The following is a 19,418-nucleotide window of genomic DNA, read 5'->3' as shown; positions in this document are numbered from 1 at the left end:
GGGAACAGGTTTCAGACATGGGCCAGCAGCGCCTTCGCCTGATCGCAGTCCGCCGCGATCTGGGCCATCAGCGCGTCCATCGTGTCGAATTTCGCCTCCGGGCGGAGGAAGGCGTGGAAGGCAACGTCGATCGGCTGGCCGTAGAGGTCGCCCGAAAAATCGAAGAAATGCGGTTCGAGCAGTTCCCTGGGCGGGTCGAAGCTGGGGCGGATGCCGAGGTTGGCGGCGCCTTTCAGCACGCGATCATCGGGCAACGTACCGGTGACGGCATAGATGCCGTAGCGCGGGCGCAGATAGCTGCCCATGTCGATATTCGCGGTCGGGAAACCCAGCAGGCGGCCGTTCTTGTCGCCGTGCTGGACGATACCGCGCACGGTGAAGGGGCGGGTGAGCAGCCGCGCGGCGGTGGCGCAGTCGCCGGCGCGCAGCGCATCGCGGATGCGGCTCGACGAGACGGCTTCGGCGGCGTCGTCGACCGGCGCCACCATCTCGGTGAAGAAGCCGAGGCGGCGGGCGTGGTCGGCGAGCGTCACGACATTGCCGCCGCGCCCCTTGCCGAAGACGAAATCGGCCCCGGTCACCACCCCCGCCGCGCCGTAGCGATCGAGCAGCAGTTCGGTGATGAAATCCTGTGCGCTGGTGTTCGCCAGCCCGGCATCGAAAGGGAGGACGAGCATCGCGTCGGCGCCCGCGGCGGCGAACAGTTCCTGCCGCTGGTCGAGCGTGGTCAGGCGGAAGGGCGGCGCGTCGGGCTTGAAGAAGCGCACCGGGTGCGGATCGAAGGTCGCGACGATCGCCGGGCGGCCGTCGTCCTTCGCATGATGGACGGCGCGGCCGACGACCGCCTGGTGCCCGGCGTGGAAGCCGTCGAAATTGCCGAGCGCGATGACGCCGCCGCGCAGGGCTTCGGCGATGCGGTCGTGGCCGTCGAGGCGGATCACGCGCTTTCCCCTCTCCGTTTGCCCTGAGCGTGTCGAAGGGCCGCTCTTTCTTGCCACGGTGAAGGAAAGAACAGTGCTTCGACACGCTCAGCACGAACGGACTGAGAAGGCGGGGTCATTTCGCGGCGGCCATCGGCGCGAGCCCCGCGCGAATGACGCGGATCGCGTTACCGCCCATCGCGGCGCGGACTTCGTCGTCGGTGAAGCCCGCGTCGATCAGCGCCTGCGTCACCTGCACCAGCTTCGACGTGTCGAAGCGCACCGTCGTCGCGCCGTCATAGTCGCTGCCGAGCGCGACATGGTCGATGCCGACGAGGTCGCGGACGTGCTTCATCGCCTTCGCCACGCTCGCGGGCGAGGTGTCGCAGACCGCGGCATCCCAATAGCCGATGCCGATCACGCCGCCGGTCGCGGCGACCCCGCGAATCTCGTCGTCGGAAAGGTTGCGGTTGACCCCGCACGTCGCCTGCACCCCGCCGTGGCTGGAGACGACGGGGCGGCGCGCCATCGTCAATATGTCGGCGACGCAGGCGTGGCTGCAATGCGCGATGTCGACGATCATCCCCTTCGCCTCCATCCGCTGCACGACCTGTCGGCCGAGCGGGGTCAGCCCGCCCTTTTTCAGGCCGTGCATCGACCCGGCGAAGATATTGTCGAAGAAATGGGTGATCCCCGCCATGCGGATGCCGGCGGCGTAGAGCTTGTCCAGATTGTCGATATCGCCTTCGAGATCGTGCAGCCCCTCGACGCTGAGCATCGCGCCGACCGGCGGCGGCGCCTTGGTGCGCCGCGCCGCGAGCAGCGCGTCGAGCTGCGGCTGCGTCGCGACCGCCATCAGCCGGCCCTGCGACGCGGCGACGGCACGGTGCAGTTTCTCGGCATGCCACAGCGAGCGTTCGAGCAGCGAGTTCCACGTCCGCACCGGTTGAAGCTGCGCGATGACGAGACTGGTGACGATGTCGGTGTCGTCGCCGTTGGCGTCGTAATTCTGCCCCTTGGGCGCCTTGGTCGTGCTCGACAGGATCTGGAGCGCGACATTCCCCTCTGCGAGGCGCGGCAGGTCCATGTGGCCGCGATCCGCCCGCTTCAGGAAATCGCGGCTCCACAGCAGGCTGTCGCTGTGCAGGTCGACGATCGTCAGCGTCTTGTGCAGCGCCTTCGCATGCTCGCCGACCTGAAGCAGCGGCTTGCCGTCGATCTTGTTCGTGCCGCGCTCGATCATGCCCGGCGCGAAGAGGAAGAAGGCCGCCGCCGCGACGAGCAGCAGCGCGAGAAGTCCGATCAGCCAGCGGCGCATTCTTCTTCTCCCCTATCCGGTCCTGCGGGTTAAGGTGACGAAGCTGTAGGCCGGCCGTCCGGCTTCGCCCGGGTGACCCTCGCGCGCGATTTCCTGCCATTCGCGGGCGTCGGGATAGGCGATGGTCGCGTCGCCCGCGGGTTCCAGCGCCACCTCGGTCAGTTCGATGCGCGTCGCGAGCGGCAGGAACAGGCGATAGATGTCGGCGCCGCCGATCACCATCGCCTGCGGCGCGTTGGCGAGGCGCAGCGCCTCTTCGACCGACCCGGCGGGCTCGGCGCCCTCCTCGTGCCAGTCGGGATCGCGGGTGAGGACGATATGGCGCCGTCCGTCGAGCACCGCGGGCAGGCTGTCGAAGGTCTTGCGTCCCATGATCATCGGACGGCCCATGGTGAGCTGCTTGAAGCGGCGCAGGTCGGCGGGCAGGTGCCACGGCATCTTTCCGTCCGCGCCGATGACGCCGTTGGCGGCGCGGGCGAGGATCAGCGTGATGTCGGGACGCTTCATCGGGGCGCGGCCTCCGGACCGACCCCCGGGCCGACCCACGTGACGTGACCGAGCTTGCGCCCCGGGCGCACCTCGGTCTTGCCATAATGGTGGACGTGCGCGGCGCCGTCGGCCAGCAGGTCGGGGACGCGGTCGATGTCGGCGCCGATCAGATTGTGCATCGTCACCGGCAGCCGCGGCACGGCGGTGCTGCCGAGCGGCAGGCCGGCGACGGCGCGGACATGATTTTCGAACTGGCTCGCCACCGCGCCCTCGATCGTCCAGTGGCCGCTGTTGTGGACGCGCGGCGCCATCTCGTTGAACAGCGGCCCGGCGTCGGTCGCGAAGAATTCGCCGGCGAGCACCCCGACATAATCGAGCGCGTCGGCGACCTGCGCCAGCAACGCGCGCGCCTCCGCCTGCTGGTCGAGGACGATCGGCGGCGGCGGCAGCGTCGAGGCGCGCAGGATGCCCGCTTCGTGGACGTTGAGCGGGCTGTCCCAGACGCGCGTCTCGCCGTCGAGGCCGCGCACCAGGATCACCGAAAATTCGTGCGCGAAGGCGACGAAGCCTTCGAGGATCGCGGCGCGCGCGCCGATCGCCTGCCACGCGGCATCGGCATCGGCCGGGTCGGGCGAGGCGATCCGCGCCTGGCCCTTGCCGTCATAGCCCATGCGCACCGTCTTGAGGATCGCGGGCGCGCCGATCGCCGCGAGCGCGGCGTCGAGCGCGGCGCGGTCGGGCACCGCGGCGAAGGGCGCGGTGCGGCCGCCGAGGCCGGCGACGAACGCCTTTTCGGCGAGCCGGTCCTGCGCGACCTCCAGGCTTTTCGCGCCGGGGCGCACCGCGACATGTCCCGACAGGAAGCGCACCGTGTCGACGGGGACATTCTCGAACTCGAAGGTCACGACGTCGCAGGCGGCGGCGAAGGCGGCCAGCCGCTGCTCGTCGTCCCACGCCGCGCGCGTGTGCATCGCCGCGACTTCCGCTGCGACGCTTTCGCGGTCGGGGGCATAGACATGGGTGCGATAGCCGAGCCGGGCGGCGGCGGCGGCGAGCATGCGGCCGAGCTGGCCGCCGCCCAATATGCCGATGGTCGATCCGGGCGGCAGCATCCGCGATCAGCCCTCGCGCACCGGAATCGGGGCGACGCCCTCGGTCTGCGCGGCGCGCCAGGCGTCGAGCCTTTGCGCAAGGCCGGCGTCGGCGTTCGCAAGCAGCGCGGCGGCGAACAGGCCGGCGTTGGTCGCGCCCGCCTTGCCGATCGCGAAGGTCGCCACCGGCACCCCGCCGGGCATCTGGACGATCGACAGCAGGCTGTCCATGCCGTTCAGCGCCGCCGACTGGACGGGGACGCCCAGCACCGGGACGCGCGTCATCGATGCGATCATGCCGGGCAGGTGCGCGGCGCCGCCCGCGCCGGCGATGATTGCCTTCAACCCGCGATCCGCGGCTTCGCGGGCATAGGCGACGAGCCGGTCGGGGGTGCGGTGCGCGGAGACGATCCGCACCTCGTGCGCGATCCCCAGTTCCTCGAGGACCTGCACGGCATGCGCCATGGTCGGCCAGTCCGACTGGCTGCCCATGATCACGCCGACGCTGATGCCGGTGTCCGGCGCCGCTTCGCCCATCACCCCAATCTCCCTGCCGCGGCGATTCACCGCCATCCGGTCCCCCTAGCGGGTCGGGAAGGCGGGAGCAACGCCGGCTTGGGACCCCGTTTACCGATTGGTATCAAGTGGCGGCTATCGTCGTTCCACGCAGCTCGCCGGCACCCGGCCGGGGGCGGGGGTTCGCTTCGGGGACGATGGATGGACAGCATGGGGGGGGCACGGATCGCGGTCGACCGGACCGGCGTCATATCCGTCGACTCCATCGAAGATCAGCTCCGCGACATGCGTCGCGAACGCGACGCGCTGCGCCGCGAGAACCGCATATTGAAGATTGCCGTCGCCGAGCTCGAACGCGTGTCGGAACGCGACACGCTGACCCCGCTATTCAACCGCCGCTATTTCCTGACCGCGATCCACCAGCGCATCGCCCGTTTCGAGCGCCATGCGGAGAGCGCGGCAATCGTCTTCGCCGACCTCAACCAGCTCAAGCGGATCAACGACAGTCTCGGCCACGCCGCAGGCGATTTCGCGCTGCTCGAGGTGGCGAAGCGGATGCAGGAATCGATCCGATCGACCGACGTCGCGGCGCGGATCGGCGGCGACGAGTTCGGGCTGATCCTCGACCAGTCGAGCGAGGCCGGCGCGCGCGCGCAGGTCGAACGGCTGCAGCATGTGCTGGCGGCGACGCCCGCCGTCTACGATGGGCATGCGATCACCCTGTCGGCCTGCTTCGGGGTCGCGATGCTGCGGACCGGGATGACCGAATCGGACATACTGGCCGCCGCTGACCGCGACATGTACAGCTGCAAGCTGGCGCTCGGCAGCGCCATGGGACACCGCTGAACCGTCTCGCGGAGCGGCGGCCTCAACCGCCTGTTAACCAAAAGCGCGCATGATCCGCCCGAGGGGGAGGGGATGCGTCATGCACGGCCATAGCGACCCGGTTCATCACATCCAGCGCCGGATCACCGGCCAGATCGGCGCGCTCGCCGACGCGCTGCCGCATTGCGCGCTGTCGCAGTTCGTCGAAGGCGTCGACGATATCCGGCGCCTCGCGCGCGACCATGGTTTCGCGATGGTCGAAACGCTGGCGAGCCGGCTCGAATCGGCGGTGGCGGCGGGCGGCTTCCAGGCCGCGATCCGCACCTATCTCGACGCGATGAGCGACGCCGCCGGCGCGCCGCCGGGACCGCTTCCCGCCGCGGCGCAGGAGGCGTGGCTCGCCTCGGTGGCGACCCGGCTCGGGCATTGACGCCGCGCCGCTGACGCCGCACATCGCCTGTCATGGATGCCATCATGCTCGCCCTCGTCGCGGTGGCGCTCGCCAATGCCGACGGGCGCGCGGGGCGTTTCCTGTCGGAGCTGCTGGCCCGGCGCGCCGACCGGCGCCGCACCGTCGCCATCGCTTTCGGAACCTTCGGCGCCAACGCGCTGATCGCCGCGGTCGCGGGCAGCATCGCCAACCGCATGATCGGACAGGGCGTCGTCGCGCTGCTGCTGGCCCTTGCCCTGCTGACCGCAGCGGGCGCGCTCGTCTGGCGCGGCGCGGCGGCATCTCCGGCGGAGCGCGAGGCGGAACTGCCGGCGCCGCTGCTGGCGGCGCGGCTGTTGCTGGTCCAGTTCGGCGATCGCAGCCACGTCCTGATCGGCGCGCTCGCGGCGACGAGCGGCGCGGGCGTCTGGGCCGCTGCGGGCGGCTTCATCGGCTGGGTGCTGGCGCTGCTGCCCGTGCTGGCTTTCGGTCCCGGGCTCACCGCGCATCGCCCCGCATCGGTCATCCGATGGGGCGCCGCCGCGATCCTGCTGCTGTGGGGCGCGCGCGCGGCGATGACCGCCTTCGGCTTGTAGGTTTCGCCCGTTTTTCCGTCGGTCATCGAATTTTTCGATGACAGCGGCCGAGAGGTTCCATGGGAACTTTTGACCGGCTTCGGCTATATGAAGGAAAAGCAGACGAAAGGACGATATATGCCCCAGAAGAACCAGCCCGCGATCGCCGATGCGCTCAATGCGCTGCTCGCCGACAGCTTTGCCCTCTATCTCAAGACCAAGAATTATCACTGGCACGTTCAGGGCCCGCATTTCCGCAGCCTGCACCTGCTGTTCGACGAACAGGCGGCCCAGATCCTGGCGACCACCGACCTGATCGCGGAGCGGGTGCGCAAGAATGGCGCCACGACGCTTCGTTCGATCGGCGATATCGGGCGGCACCAGTCGATCAAGGACGACGACAAGGCCGGGGTCGACGCCGACACGATGGTCCGCACCCTCGCCAAGGACAATGAGACGCTGCTCGAACGGCTCCACGAAGCCAAGGACGCGGCCGAGGCCGAAGGCGACATCGCGACCAGCGGGCTTGTCGACGGCTGGGCCGACGAGACGCAGCAGCGCATCTGGTTCCTCAAGGCGACCGAGGGTTATTGAGCCCGGGGGGCGCCCCTCTTCTTCGTGGTGCGAGCGCGGCGATCTCCGGTTCCGGCGGGGCCGGAGGACGGCTGGAGATTGCTTTGCTTCGCCCGCAATGACGATTCGGGCTGAGGGCGGCCCCGTTAGAGTCTGATCGTCTTGGCTTGCAAGGCCACGTGCTCCCGCGAAGGCGGGAGCCCGGAGCTTCGAAGAGCCAAGGTCGGCGCCACATCGCTCTGGGTCCCCGCCTGCGCGGGGACACGGCGTGGTTCATCCAACATGATCGCGCTGCTAAAGCCGCTCCGCCTGCACCACCGTGTCCGAGGCGCGCAGCGCCGACAGGATGCGCATCACGTGGTGGACGTCGCGCACCTCGACGACGACGTCATAGGTGTGGAAACCGCCCTCGCGGTTCGACAGCCGCAGATTGGTGATGTTCGCCGAATTGGCGGCGAGAATGCCCGACATTTCGGCGAGCGTCCCCGGCTCGTTCATGATGACGACGCACAGCCGCGCGTTGCCGCCCTCGCTATTCTCCTGCCAGCGCAGGTCGATCCAGTCGGCGTCGATCCCGTCGGCGAGGCTGGGGCAGTCGATGACATGCACCTCGATCCCCTCGCCGGGCCGCGCGAGGCCGACGATGCGGTCGCCGGGAACCGGATGGCAGCAGGCGGCGAGCTTGTAGGCGACCCCCGGCGTCAGCCCCGCGATCGACACGGCGGCGCCCTGCCGCAGCTTGCCGGGCTTGGTCTTCATCTCGGCGGTGATGCCGGGCACCAGCGCCTCCATGACGGCATTGTCCGAAAGCTGGCGCTTGCCGATCGCGACATAGAGCGCGGTGTCGTCGTCAAGCTTCAGCCGCTCGACCGCGGCGGCGCGCGCCTTGTCGCCGATGCGGCCGGGCAGGCGCTGGACGATCTCCTCGTAGATCTTGCGCCCCAGCGCCGCGAGCTCGACGCGCTCTTTCGACCGCACATGGCGGCGGATCGCCGCACGCGCCTTGCCGGTGACGGCGAAGCCCAGCCACGCGGGCTGCGGCGTCTGCTTGTCCGACGTCAGGATTTCGACCGTGTCGCCGTTGACGAGCTGGGTGCGCAGCGGGACGAGGCGGCCGTTGACCTTGGCCCCCACCGTCCGGTCGCCGAGCCCGGTGTGCACCGCATAGGCGAAGTCGACCGGCGTCGCGCCCTTGGGAAGCTGGAACAGGCTGCCCTTCGGCGTGAAGGCGAAGATGCGGTCCTGATACATGGCGATGCGGGTGTTCTCGAGGAACTCGTCCGGATCGTGCGTCTGTTCGAGGATTTCGAGCAGGTCGCGAATCCAGCCCGCCTGCCCGTCGGGGCCGCTGCCGCCCTGCTTGTAGGCCCAGTGCGCCGCGAGGCCATATTCGGACTGCTGGTGCATTTCGCGGCTGCGGATCTGGATTTCGATCCGCATGTTCTGCTGGTGCATGATCGTCGTGTGCAGCGACTTGTAGCCGTTGCGCTTCGGCGTCGAGATATAGTCCTTGAAGCGGCCGGGGACCATTTTCCACTTGCGGTGGAAGAGGCCGAGCGCGGCATAGCAGTCGGCGTCGGTCGGGGTGATGACGCGAAAGGCGATGATGTCGGTCACCTGTTCGAAGCTGACGTGGCGTTCCTGCATCTTGCGCCAGATCGAATAGGGATGCTTCTCGCGCCCCGACACGTCGGCCTCTATGCCGTTCTTTGCCAGCAGGTCCTTGAATTCGCGGCTGATCGCGGTGACCTTGTCCTTGCCGCCGGCGGTCAGCTTGGCGAGGCGGCCGGTGATCGTCGCATAGGCCTCCGGCTCCAGCTCGCGGAAGGCGAGCAGCTGCATCTCGCGCATATACTCGTACATGCCGATCCGCTCGGCGAGCGGGGCATAGATGTCCATCGTCTCCCGGGCGATGCGGCGGCGCTTTTCGGGCTTCTGGATGAAATGCAGCGTGCGCATGTTGTGCAGCCGGTCGGCCAGCTTGACCAGCAGCACGCGGATGTCGTCCGACATGGCGAGCAGGAACTTGCGCAGATTCTCGGCCGCGCGCTCATTCTCGGTCTGCGCCTCGATCTTGCTGAGCTTGGTGACGCCGTCGACCAGGCGCGTCACGTCGGGACCGAACAGCCGCTCGATCTCTTCGGGGGTGGTCAGCGTGTCTTCGAGCGTGTCGTGGAGCAGCGCGGTGACGATCGTCTCGCTGTCGAGATGCAGGTCGGTCAATATGCCCGCGACCTCGACCGGATGGCTGAAATAGGGGTCGCCCGACGCGCGCTTCTGACTGCCGTGCTTCTGGACGGTGAAGACATAGGCGCGGTTGAGCAGCGCCTCGTCGACGTCGGGATCGTAGGCGCGCACGCGTTCGACAAGTTCATATTGCCTGAGCATTGCCGTCAATGTCGTGCAAGCGCCGTCAATTGCAATGCGAAAATGCGTCGCGGCGTTCGAACGGGGTATCGGCCGGGCGGCGGCGCGCGCCATAAACTTTTGGCGTTGGCACGGATAATGCGTTAGTGCCGAGTCATGGGAAAAAGTGCTGGGTCCATGGAAAAGCTGCGCGAACCGTTGAACGATCTGGTCGGGGGGCAGTGCGCGTTGCCGCTGGCGCTCGAAGCGATGGGCGAGAGATGGTCGTTCATGATCCTGCGCGCCGCCTTCAACGGCGTGCATCATTTCGAGGAATTCCAGCACGAGCTGAACATCGCGCGCAACATATTGTCGAACCGGCTGTCGCGGCTGGTCGACCATGGCATCATGGCGCGCGAGGTGATGGCCGAGGATCGCCGCAAGGTCCGCTACGAGCTTACCGAAAAGGGGCTGGAGCTGCTGCCCGCGATGATCGCGCTGCGGCAATGGGGCGAGAAATGGGGCGCGGGCGTGCCTTCGACCCCGGTGCTCGTCGACGTGCGCGACGAACAGCCGATCGGCCCGGTGACGATCACCGCGCACGACGGCAGGCCGCTGGGGTACAAGGAGCTGTTGTGGAAGCATCGGTCCGAACTGCAGCCGCTCGGCCAGGCGCGGGTGCGGGCCGACGCGCGCGTCGATCCGGTCGCGGCCGAATGAGCCGCGCACGCGCCGCCCGCTGATCGTCCGGACTCCGCCTCTCTCATGCCGCTGTTCGGACTGACCTCGCCGGGGCCCTTTTTCGGCAACAAGATTCGCGCCTTCTGGAACCTCCAGATCCTGGGCTGGCTCGCCTGGTTCGGGCTGCGCGCGATGTCGGGGTTCGCGGGCGGGCAGACCTTCGATTTCCTCGTCCTCGTCGTCGTTTCGGCGGTCACGGGCTTTTCGCTGACGCTGCTGCTGTCGGTCTGCTATCGCGCGCTGATCAACCGCCGCACCATCCTGATGTGGGGGGCGTGCTTCGGGGTGCTGGCGATCGCGACCGCGATCTGGGCTTTCATCGACGCCTGGTTCCTCCAGATACTGAAACCCGACAGCGACACGAGCTTCACCGGCCTGCTGCTGGTCGCCATCTATATCGACGCGACGACGCTGGCCGCCTGGTCGGCGCTTTATTTCGCGATCAACTATTTCCTCCAGCTCGAGGAACAGAGCGACCGCGTGCTGCGGCTGGAGGCGCAGGCGGCGTCGGCGCAGCTCGCGATGCTGCGCTATCAGCTCAATCCGCATTTCCTGTTCAACACGCTGAACAGCATTTCGACGCTGGTGCTGCTCAAGCAGTCCGAACCGGCGAATGCGATGCTGTCGCGCCTGTCGGCCTTCCTGCGCTACACGCTCGCCAACGAACCGACGGCGCAGGTGACGCTGGCGCAGGAGATCGAGACGCTGAAGCTCTATCTCGATATCGAGAAGATGCGCTTCGAGGAACGGCTGCGCCCGCATTTCCACATCGATCCCGGCGTCGCGCGGGCGCGATTGCCCTCGCTGCTGCTCCAGCCGCTGATCGAGAATGCGATCAAATATGCGGTGACGCCGCAGGAAGAGGGCGCCGATATCACCATTTCCGCACAGCTTGCCGGTCAAAAGGTTCGGATTACCGTGTCCGACACCGGCGCGGGATTGTCAGCCGACGGCGCGGACCCCACGACGGGCATTGCAACGGAATCGACGGGCGTGGGTTTAGCGAACATCAGGGACCGGCTGGCCCAGGCGTTCGGCGACCAGCACAGGTTCGATGCGCAGTCGGGCGATGACGGCGGTTTCACGGTGACGATCGAGTTTCCGTTTCAGCCCGACGGACAGGCAAGGATTGGAACCGAAGCGACATGACGATCAGAACCATCCTGGTGGATGATGAAAAACTGGCGACCCAGGGCCTGCAGCTCAGGCTCGAAGCGCACCCGGATGTCGAGGTTGTCGACACCGCCCTGAACGGCCGCGAGGCCATCCGAAAGATCAAGACCCACAAGCCCGACCTCGTCTTCCTCGACATCCAGATGCCGGGGTTCGACGGCTTTTCGGTGATCCAGGGGCTGATGGAGGTCGAACCGCCGCTGGTGGTGTTCGTCACCGCCTATTCGGACCATGCGATCCGCGCCTTCGAGGCGCAGGCGGTCGACTATCTGGTCAAGCCGGTCGAACCCGAACGGCTCGCCGACGCGCTCGACCGCGTCCGTCAGCGGCTGACCGAAAAGCGCGGCGCCGCCGAGGTCGAACGGCTGAAGACCGTGCTCGCCGAGGTCGCGCCCGAAGCGGTGGAGGAATTCGAGGGCGAGACGGCGGCCGAGGCGCCCGCCGCCGACCGCTATGAAAAGATGATCAACATCAAGGACCGCGGCCAGATCTTCCGCGTCGACGTCGACAGCATCGAGCGGATCGACGCCGCGGGCGATTACATGTGCATCTATACCGCCGACAACAGCCTGATCCTGCGCGAGACGATGAAGGATCTGGAAAAGCGGCTCGACCCGCGCAATTTCCAGCGCGTGCATCGCTCGACGATCGTCAATCTCAGCCAGGTCAAGCAGGTCAGGCCGCACACCAACGGCGAATGCTTCCTGATCCTGGGGTCGGGCGCGCAGGTGAAGGTCAGCCGCAGCTATCGCGACGTCGTGGCGCGGTTCGTGCACTGAATCGGCTCGCACGAAGACACAAAGACTGGACACCGATCGCCCTGAGCTTGTCGAAGGGCCGTTCTTTCTTTTGGGCGCCGCAAGAAGGACGGTGCTTCGACAAGCTCAGCACAAACGGGGCGAGGGAAATCCCTTCGTGTCTTCGCGCGACCCATGTGGCACGAGGGGCCGCACGAGGGGCCGCGTTAAAGCTGATGCCCCGTCCGGTCGCGCTTGGTCGCGAGATAGTGTTCGTTGTGCGGATTGGTCGGCAGCGCGAGCGGGATGCGTTCGACCACCTCGACGCCTTCCTTCTCCAGCCGCGCGACCTTTTCGGGGTTGTTGGTCATCAGCCGGATGCGCGCGATTCCCAACAGGTCGAGCATCCGTCCGGCGATCGCGAAGTCGCGCGCCTCGACCGGGAAGCCGAGCCGCAGGTTGGCGTCGACCGTGTCGTAGCCCTGATCCTGCAACGCATAGGCGCGCAGCTTGTTGACGAGGCCGATGCCGCGCCCTTCCTGCCTGAGGTAGAGCAGCACCCCCCACGGGGCGTCGGCCATCGCGTGGAGTGCGGCGTGAAGCTGCGGCCCGCAATCGCATTTGAGGCTGCCGAGCACGTCGCCGGTCAGGCATTCGCTGTGCAGGCGGACGACCGGCGGGTTGGCGTCGCGCTTGCCGATGACGAGCGCGACATGGTCCGACGCCTCCTCCGGGCTGCGGAAGGCGACGATCTCGGCGGTCTCGCTCGCCGCGACGGGCAGGCGCGCGCGCGCCGCGATCGCGAGACGCGCGGGGTCGAGCAGCGCGGCGACGTCGCCGTCGGTGCATTCGGCCTCGACGCCGCCGGCGGCCGGACGCACGAAGAAGGCGGGAAGCAGGCCCGCGTGGCGTGCCATCGTCATCGCCGCGGCGGCGGCCGCTTCGCCGCCGGTGGCGACGGTGCGGAACGGCCCCTTGAGCGGGTGCGCGAGGTCGAGCGCGGGATCGGCGACGGCGAGCGCGGCGGCGACGCTGTTGCCCGCGCCGGCGAGCCGCACCGGCCCCGGCGTCGCGGCCGCGCGCTGGTTGGTGAGCTTGAGCGTCACCGCGCGCTCGCCCGACAGCAGCATGTCGGCACCGCCGAATTCGGCGAGCGCCGCATCGGAAGCGCTTTCGACCGCGAGCAGGTCGAGCGCCCCGTCGGCGGCGCCGACGCGCAGCGGCCAGCCGCGGCGCAGCGCGTCGATCGCGCGCGCGGCGCGGCGCGCGCCCGCGGCGGCGGCGTCGCTCAAAAGGCGAACTCCGTGATCAGCGGAATATGGTCCGACGGCCGCTCCCAGCTTCGCGCCGGCTGGACGACGCGGTGCGCCTGCGCACGGTCGCCGAGGTCGGGCGTCACCCACATATGGTCGAGCCGGCGGCCGCGGTTCGACGCCGCCCAGTCCTTCGCGCGGTAGCTCCACCAGGTGTAGAGCGGGGTCGGTGCGGCGATGAAGCGGCGGCCGAGATCGACCCAATCCGACGCCGCCTGCAGCCGCGCCAGCGTCTCGACCTCGATCGGGGTGTGGCTGACCACGTCGAGCAGCGCCTTGTGGTTCCACACGTCGCTTTCGAGCGGCGCGACGTTGAAATCGCCGGTGAGCACGGTCGGCTGGTCGAGCGTGGCCGCCCAGTCGGTCATGCGGCCGAAGAAGTCGAGTTTTTGCCCGAACTTGGGGTTGAGCGTCCGGTCGGGAATGTCGCCGCCCGCGGGAATGTAGACATTGTCGACCCGCACGCCCGACGGCAGCGTCACGCCGACGTGGCGCGCCTCGCCATTCGCCTGCCAGTCATATTTGCGCACGTCGGTCAGCGGCAGGCGGCTGACGATCGCGACGCCGTGGTGCATGCGCTGGCCGTTGGTGACGATGTGGGTGTAGCCGAGCCGGCGGAACATGTCGGCGGGGAAGAGGCCGCATTCGACCTTGGTTTCCTGAAGGCAGAGGACATCGGGCGCCTCTTCGTGCAGCAGCTTCTCGACGATGCCGATGCGGGCGCGGACGCTGTTGATGTTCCAGGAGGCGATGCTTGTCATGCGGCGGCTCTATCGGGGGCGGATGCGGTTCGCAATGCCGGGCAGCCCGAAGAAGAGCGAGAGCCATGGCCCGGAAAAACATAAACCCCCGTCCCAGGGGCGGTGGGACGGGGGCTCAAGGTCAGCGTTCGTCACGCTCTTGAAAGAAGGTGCCGGGCCATCCGGATGGGGCAACAGGGGGAAACCCAAAACCGGGAGCCGTGTTGGCGCCTTCGAGGGTTGGAATAGCCGCTTTTCCCTGTCGCCAAGCTGAACGAAACGGCGCCCTGCCAGCCTGTGCCTTCCGTTCGTCGGCGCCAGAACGCCGCTCGTCGAACATCGGCCCGCCTTCCCGTGGGGAAAGCGGGCTGGCGCCGCGCGACGATGGGCAGATAGGGGCGGGATGGACCGGAAAGAGTGCGCGTCAGCGGCCGCCGCGCTTCTTCGGGCGCGGGTCGGTCCAGCGGAAAGCCGAATCGGCCACCGCGACGTTGAACTTCTGGTTGCTGAGGTCGATGCGCGTGCGGTTGTTCTGCGAATCGAGCGCGACCCAGCCGCGCAGGCGCAGCCCCGCCGGCGCCGCCGCGTCACGGATGAACACCATCGTGATCGTGCCATATTCGGGGCGCTTCGGATCGTGGACCTCGACGCTCAGCACGTCGCTGCTGTCGGTCGGCAGCACCTTCGCATACTTCGACAGGTCGCGGTCGGGGTCGAGCAGCGCGCCGAGCGGCGAATTCTTCACCGGCCAGCGCTGTACCTGCTTCACCTCGTAATCGATCATCGTCAGCGCGCTGCCGTCGCCGACGATCAGCATCGGCACGCCCTTCTGATACTGGAAGCGGATCTTGCCGGGGCGCTTGAGGGTCAGCGCGCCGGACAGCCGCTGGCCGTTGCGGTCGGTCTGCACGAAATCGGCGGTCATCGAGCTGGTCGACTTGAGGTGCGCCTGCACCGCCGCCAGCGTGCTCGACGCCTGCGCAATCGCCGGGGCGCCGGCGGCAAGGCCGACGACCGCCGCGGGCGCGAGCGTCCAGGCGGCAAGGCGGGTCAGGCGGCGGCGGAAGGTCTGTTCGGTCATCGGGCTCTCGTCATTGTGGAATCGGTCTGTGAATCGGGTCGTTATCTGGACGCAAGGCCTTGAACCGGCCCTGAACCCCGCGTCCAGCCTTCCAGCCGTCATTGCGAGGAGCGTAGCGACGAAGCAATCTCCTGCCGTCGTCCGGCCTTGCCGATCGCTGGAGATTGCTTCGTCGCCTGCGGCTCCTCGCAATGACGCGGGGGTATTCGTTCAAATCGCGGGCGGGCGCTTCGGTTCCGTGTTCCGCTATCGCGGCTGGCCATATTGATCGGTCAGCACGTCGCGCCGCCCGACATGGTTGGGCGGGCTCACCAGCCCTTCCTCCTCCATCCGCTCGATCAGCCGCGCCGCGCTGTTGTAGCCGATGCGCAATTGCCGTTGCAGCCAGCTCGTCGAGGCCTTCTGGCTCTCGGCGACGATCTGGCACGCCTTCGCATACATGCGGTCCTCGGCGCTGTCGCCGCCCGCCGGGGCGCCCTCCATCGCGAAGCCGCCGTCCTCGGGCTCCTCGGTGACGCTCTCGACATAGTCGGGCGCACCCTGGCCGCGCCAGTGATCGGCGACCGCGCGCACCTCGTCGTCGGAGACGAAGGGGCCGTGGATGCGGGTGATCTGCTTGCCGCCGGGGACGTAGAGCATGTCGCCCTTGCCAAGCAATTGCTCGGCGCCGCCCTCGCCCAGGATGGTGCGGCTGTCGATCTTCGAGGTGACGTTGAAGCTGATGCGCGTCGGCAGGTTCGCCTTGATGACGCCGGTGATGACGTCGACCGACGGACGCTGCGTCGCGAGGATCAGGTGGATGCCCGCCGCGCGCGCCTTTTGCGCGAGGCGCTGGATCAGGAACTCGACCTCCTTGCCCGCGGTCATCATCAGGTCGGCGAGTTCGTCCACCACCACGACGATCTGCGGCAGCGGCTGATAGTCGAGCGTCTCCTCCTCATAGACCGGCTGGCCGGTGTCGGGATCGTAGCCGGTCTGGACGCGGCGCCCGAGCGACTTGCCCTTGGCGAGCGCGGCGCGGACCTTGTCGTTGTAGCCCGCGAGGTTGCGGACCGACAGCGACGACATCATCCGATAGCGGTCCTCCATCTGCTCGACCGCCCATTTGAGCGCGCGGATCGCCTTCTTGGGCTCGGTGACGACGGGCGCGAGCAGGTGCGGGATGCCGTCATAGACGCTGAGTTCCAGCATCTTCGGGTCGATCATGATCAGCTTCACCTGATCGGGGCCGAGCCGATAGAGCAGCGACAGGATCATCGCGTTCAGCCCGACCGACTTGCCCGAGCCGGTGGTGCCGGCGATCAGCAGGTGCGGCATCGGCGCGAGGTCGGCGATCACCGGGTCGCCGCTGATGTTCTTGCCGAGGATGATCGGCAGCGATCCCGTCTGCTCCTGAAACAGCGCGCTGCCGATCATCTCCGACAGCACGACCGATTCGCGGTGCGCGTTGGGCAGTTCGATGCCGATCACGGTTCGCCCGGGGATCGGCGCGATGCGCGCCGACAGCGCCGACATGTTGCGCGCGATGTCGTCGGCAAGGTTCGACACGCGGCTCGCCTTGGTGCCCGGCGCCGGCTCCAGCTCGTACATGGTGACGACGGGGCCGGGGCGGACCGCGGTGATCACGCCCTTGACCTGAAAATCCTCGAGCACCGATTCGAGCAGGCGCGCATTGCGTTCGAGCCCCGCCTTGTCGACCTGGCCGGTCGGGCCTTCGGGCGCCGGGGCGAGCAGGTCGAGCGAGGGGAGCTGGTAATGGGTGAACAGCTCGGTCTGCGGCTTGGGCTTGGGCTTCGACGGCGCCGAGCGCTGCGCGGGATCGGCGATCTCGGGCGGCGCGCGGTCGCTCGGTTCGGCGCGCGGACGCGGGCGGATGACGCGCTCGACGAGGTTCGGTGCCTTCGCCTCGGGCTCCTTCAGCCGCGCAGGTTCGAGGACGCGGGCGCCCTCAGGCGCGGGCAGGCGGAAGCGCTGGTGCCAACCCTTTTCGAGCCGCAGCGCACGCCACGCGAGCCACAGGCCGAGCAGGACGAGCAGCAGGATGGTGCCGAAGCGGATCAGCGCCGCCGCCGGCTCGCCCGCCTGATCGAACAGCGGCGCGACGGCGCCGCCGACGATCAGTGCGAGCAGCCCGCCCCAGCCGGCGGGAAGCGCCGCGCCCGAAGCGGGCGCCCACAGCTCGATCCCCAGCCCGACGAGCAGCACGCCCGCGAAGCCATAGGCGAGCTGGCGCGGCCAATAGGGCTGCGGCTCGCCGATCCACAGCCGCCACGCGATCAGCCCGAACAGCGGGACGAGCAGCGCGATCGGCGCGCCGCCGACCGACAGGCCGAGGTCGGCGAACCAGGCGCCGGTGCTGCCCATCCAGTTGGCGGCGTGGCCACCCGCGGCGGTGTTGAGCGCCGCATCGGTGCTGTCGTAGGTGAGGAGGGCGAGCGCGAGGAACAGGGTGAACAGCGCGAGCGCCGCGGCGGCGGCGATCACCAGCGATCGCGCGATGCTCTGCTTGAAAAGGGTGCGCCAATCGGCCTTTGCGGCGACGGGCTTGCGGCTGGCCATGCTGGTTTCGGTCCCCATCAGAGTGAATTCCGGCGATATGCGCATGCGCCGGACTCGCCGTCAAGCAGCCCACGGCGAGGTGCGCGGGGTCGCGGCACGGATCGAGCGAATGGCGGACCGCATCGGGAACGCTATGCCGCGCGGATCATGCAGGACAGCGAAAAATCGGCGCGCGGTGCGGCGTGGCGCGGAATCGGGGACTGTCGCCGGGCGCGCGGCGGATATCTGCGGGCTCTGGATGGACAAATCCCGCGATCTTCGAACCGGCTGCTTTGGGGTGGGGACTTGTCCTTCACCTCCCTGAAACGAGTTGGCACATATGTCCTTCAGGCAAGTAAGGAGCCGTTCCCCGGCGAAAGCCGGGGTCCAGATGGCATGGCGCCGCCCCGCATGGACCCCGGCTTTCGCCGGGGAACAGTGACTTGTCGAAAAGGAATGATTGCCAGACAAGTTCCGGGTGACGAAAGATCAGATGACGCCTTCGGTCGGCACCAGCTTATCGAATGTGTCCCCTGCTACCCAGAGTTTGTGCTGTTCAGACCGAACCCATCGTCGGCCTTCGGGGCGCGAAAGGCGATCTTCGTGTGCGCCCGCTTCCCAATCGCGCCGTTGCGGTCTAGGGCAAAGACATGAGCGAACCCCTGCGCAGCGATGTCCTGATCTCGGGCGGCGGCCTCGTCGGCCAGGCCCTCGCCCTCGCCCTCGCCCATCACGGCCTGTCGTCGCAGATCGTCGATCCCGCCGACCCGGTCGCGACGATCGCGCCGGGCTTCGACGGGCGCGCCTCGGCGATCGCGAGCGCGGTGTGGCAGATGTTCGGGGTGATCGGCGTCGCCGACCGGCTGGCGGCGCACGGCTGCCCGATCCGCGCGATCAAGGTCAGCGACGGCGGGCAGGCGGGCGAACTCGATTTCGTCGCCGCCGAGGACGCCCCCGCGCTCGGCACGATGGTCGAGAATCGCCAGCTTCGCCTCGCGCTCGCGGCGGCGCTCGCCGATGCGCCGCTGGTGCGGCTGTTCATGCCGGCGAAGGTCGTCGACCGCGCGGTCGACGCGCACGGCGTGACGCTGACGCTCGCCGACGGCACGCGGCTGACGGCGCCGCTGCTGATCGTCGCCGAGGGACGCCGCTCGCCGACGCGCGACGCGGCGGGCTTCACCATCGCCAATTGGTCCTATCATCATCACGCGATGATCGGCGCGGTCGCGCACTCGAAACCGCACGACCGGGTCGCGCACGAGATATTCTTTCCCTCGGGTCCGTTCGCGCTTCTGCCGCTCGTCGACGACGAGCAGGGCCGCCATCGCTCGGCCTTCGTGTGGACCGTGTCCGAAAAGGACGGCCCCGCCTTCGCGAAACTGGGTGATCGCGGCTTCCTCGCCGAGCTGGGCAAGCGCGCCGGCGGCATCCTCGGCGACATGGAACTGGTCGCGCCGCGCATGACCTATCCGCTCGGCTTCCACCACAGCGCGCGGATCGTCGCCGACCGCATCGCGCTGGTCGGCGACGCCGCGCACGGCATCCACCCGATCGCGGGACAGGGGCTCAACCTGGGGCTGCGCGACGTTGCGGCGCTGACCGAGGTGCTGGTCGAGGGTGCGCGGATCGGGCTCGACCTCGGCGATGCGGCGCTGCTCGCGCGCTACCAGCGCTGGCGCGGTCTCGACAATCTGATGGTCAGCCTCGCGACCGACGGGCTGACCCGTCTGTTCGGTATCCCCGGCCGCCCCGCCTCGCTCGTCCGCCGCGCGGGGCTGGGCGCGGTGCAGCGCATGCCGCTGCTCAAGCGCTTCTTCATGGACGAGGCGCGCGGCGAGGCGGGCGACCTGCCGCGCCTGCTCGCGGGGGCGGAGATCTAGGGTCCTGACCCTAGTCCGGGCGGAAGCCGGACAGGATGACTTCGCTCGACATGACCGGGTCACCCGGTTCTACGTATTGTCCCCTAGCCGCGCGGCAGGCCGTGATTCAGCATGATGTCCTATCCCGCCGGT

18 protein-coding genes are annotated in these 19,418 nt (G+C 68.4%); 8 read left to right on the top strand and 10 right to left on the bottom strand.

Annotated elements, in window-relative coordinates; translation table 11 throughout:
* Positions 1-11: 11 nt before the first annotated feature.
* The 5 genes from AC2S9W_RS02445 to purE all read right to left on the bottom strand — a co-directional run bounded on the left by AC2S9W_RS02445 (position 12) and on the right by purE (position 4,355).
* Positions 12-941 carry a bifunctional riboflavin kinase/FAD synthetase gene (locus AC2S9W_RS02445; protein WP_486571577.1) on the bottom strand — a complete coding sequence of 310 codons (930 nt, stop codon included), beginning with the start codon at positions 939-941 and terminating at the stop codon, positions 12-14.
* 115 nt (positions 942-1,056) lie between these two features.
* On the bottom strand, positions 1,057-2,238 hold the full coding sequence (locus AC2S9W_RS02440) for a dipeptidase (protein WP_486571576.1): 1,182 nt from the start codon (positions 2,236-2,238) through the stop codon (positions 1,057-1,059).
* Positions 2,239-2,250: 12 nt separating this feature from the next.
* Complete coding sequence (locus tag AC2S9W_RS02435) at positions 2,251-2,745, bottom strand: dihydrofolate reductase (protein ID WP_486571575.1); 495 nt, start codon at positions 2,743-2,745, stop codon at positions 2,251-2,253.
* Positions 2,742-3,839 carry a 5-(carboxyamino)imidazole ribonucleotide synthase gene (locus AC2S9W_RS02430; RefSeq protein ID WP_486571574.1) on the bottom strand — a complete coding sequence of 366 codons (1,098 nt, stop codon included), beginning with the start codon at positions 3,837-3,839 and terminating at the stop codon, positions 2,742-2,744. The genes AC2S9W_RS02435 and AC2S9W_RS02430 overlap by 4 nt, the downstream gene beginning before the upstream one ends.
* Before the next feature lie 6 nt (positions 3,840-3,845).
* Positions 3,846-4,355 carry a 5-(carboxyamino)imidazole ribonucleotide mutase gene (purE, locus tag AC2S9W_RS02425; RefSeq protein ID WP_486572054.1) on the bottom strand — a complete coding sequence of 170 codons (510 nt, stop codon included), beginning with the start codon at positions 4,353-4,355 and terminating at the stop codon, positions 3,846-3,848.
* 180 nt (positions 4,356-4,535) lie between these two features.
* On the opposite strand from purE, the gene AC2S9W_RS02420 reads away from it, so the two are divergent.
* The 4 genes from AC2S9W_RS02420 (at position 4,536) to AC2S9W_RS02405 (ending at position 6,758) form a co-directional block, all read left to right on the top strand.
* The gene (locus AC2S9W_RS02420; protein WP_067111400.1) at positions 4,536-5,180 is read left to right on the top strand and encodes a GGDEF domain-containing protein; all 645 of its coding nucleotides are present in this window, start codon (positions 4,536-4,538) and stop codon (positions 5,178-5,180) included.
* Between the two features lie 79 nt (positions 5,181-5,259).
* Positions 5,260-5,589, top strand: coding sequence for a hypothetical protein (locus AC2S9W_RS02415; protein ID WP_067186337.1), 330 nt, complete (start codon positions 5,260-5,262; stop codon positions 5,587-5,589).
* Positions 5,590-5,621: 32 nt separating this feature from the next.
* A complete protein-coding gene (locus tag AC2S9W_RS02410; RefSeq protein WP_486571573.1) occupies positions 5,622-6,185 on the top strand; it encodes a hypothetical protein in 564 nt (187 codons plus the stop codon).
* 117 nt (positions 6,186-6,302) lie between these two features.
* Positions 6,303-6,758, top strand: a complete 456-nt coding sequence (locus AC2S9W_RS02405; protein ID WP_082797171.1) for a Dps family protein — start codon at positions 6,303-6,305, stop codon at positions 6,756-6,758.
* A 273-nt stretch (positions 6,759-7,031) separates the two neighbouring features.
* Here the strand turns inward: AC2S9W_RS02405 and AC2S9W_RS02400 are convergent, their stop codons facing one another.
* Entirely contained in the window at positions 7,032-9,125 is a 2,094-nt protein-coding gene (locus AC2S9W_RS02400) for a RelA/SpoT family protein (RefSeq protein WP_067111393.1), read from the bottom strand.
* A 156-nt stretch (positions 9,126-9,281) separates the two neighbouring features.
* Here AC2S9W_RS02400 and AC2S9W_RS02395 point away from each other — a divergent pair, with 156 nt between their 5' ends.
* Genes AC2S9W_RS02395 through AC2S9W_RS02385 form a run of 3 tightly spaced genes read left to right on the top strand, consistent with a single transcriptional unit; the run spans position 9,282 to position 11,776 of the window.
* Positions 9,282-9,803, top strand: a complete 522-nt coding sequence (locus AC2S9W_RS02395) for a winged helix-turn-helix transcriptional regulator (RefSeq protein ID WP_067111391.1) — start codon at positions 9,282-9,284, stop codon at positions 9,801-9,803.
* Between the two features lie 45 nt (positions 9,804-9,848).
* Positions 9,849-10,973, top strand: a complete 1,125-nt coding sequence (locus tag AC2S9W_RS02390; RefSeq protein ID WP_424539566.1) for a sensor histidine kinase — start codon at positions 9,849-9,851, stop codon at positions 10,971-10,973.
* Positions 10,970-11,776: a LytR/AlgR family response regulator transcription factor gene (locus AC2S9W_RS02385; protein ID WP_067111386.1), complete on the top strand. Its 807-nt coding sequence runs from the start codon at positions 10,970-10,972 to the stop codon at positions 11,774-11,776. The genes AC2S9W_RS02390 and AC2S9W_RS02385 overlap by 4 nt, the downstream gene beginning before the upstream one ends.
* A gap of 185 nt (positions 11,777-11,961) precedes the next feature.
* Here the strand turns inward: AC2S9W_RS02385 and ribA are convergent, their stop codons facing one another.
* From ribA to AC2S9W_RS02365, 4 genes are all read right to left on the bottom strand, one after another.
* Positions 11,962-13,026 (bottom strand): GTP cyclohydrolase II, encoded by a 1,065-nt coding sequence (gene ribA / locus AC2S9W_RS02380; RefSeq protein ID WP_486571572.1) that lies wholly within the window; start codon positions 13,024-13,026, stop codon positions 11,962-11,964.
* Positions 13,023-13,808, bottom strand: coding sequence for an exodeoxyribonuclease III (locus AC2S9W_RS02375; protein WP_212598265.1), 786 nt, complete (start codon positions 13,806-13,808; stop codon positions 13,023-13,025). The genes ribA and AC2S9W_RS02375 overlap by 4 nt, the downstream gene beginning before the upstream one ends.
* Positions 13,809-14,211: 403 nt before the next feature.
* A complete protein-coding gene (locus tag AC2S9W_RS02370) occupies positions 14,212-14,868 on the bottom strand; it encodes a LolA family protein (RefSeq protein WP_067186326.1) in 657 nt (218 codons plus the stop codon).
* Positions 14,869-15,114: 246 nt separating this feature from the next.
* The gene (locus tag AC2S9W_RS02365; RefSeq protein ID WP_067113321.1) at positions 15,115-17,427 is read right to left on the bottom strand and encodes an FtsK/SpoIIIE family DNA translocase; all 2,313 of its coding nucleotides are present in this window, start codon (positions 17,425-17,427) and stop codon (positions 15,115-15,117) included.
* Positions 17,428-18,056: 629 nt separating this feature from the next.
* Here AC2S9W_RS02365 and AC2S9W_RS02360 point away from each other — a divergent pair.
* Positions 18,057-19,286, top strand: coding sequence for a UbiH/UbiF/VisC/COQ6 family ubiquinone biosynthesis hydroxylase (locus tag AC2S9W_RS02360; RefSeq protein WP_067186324.1), 1,230 nt, complete (start codon positions 18,057-18,059; stop codon positions 19,284-19,286).
* Positions 19,287-19,418 lie beyond the last annotated feature (132 nt).

This window comes from Sphingopyxis sp. 550B, from assembly GCF_057401805.1.
Note: the sequence above shows the minus strand (reverse complement) of the source record. Positions and strands in the feature narration are given on the sequence as shown.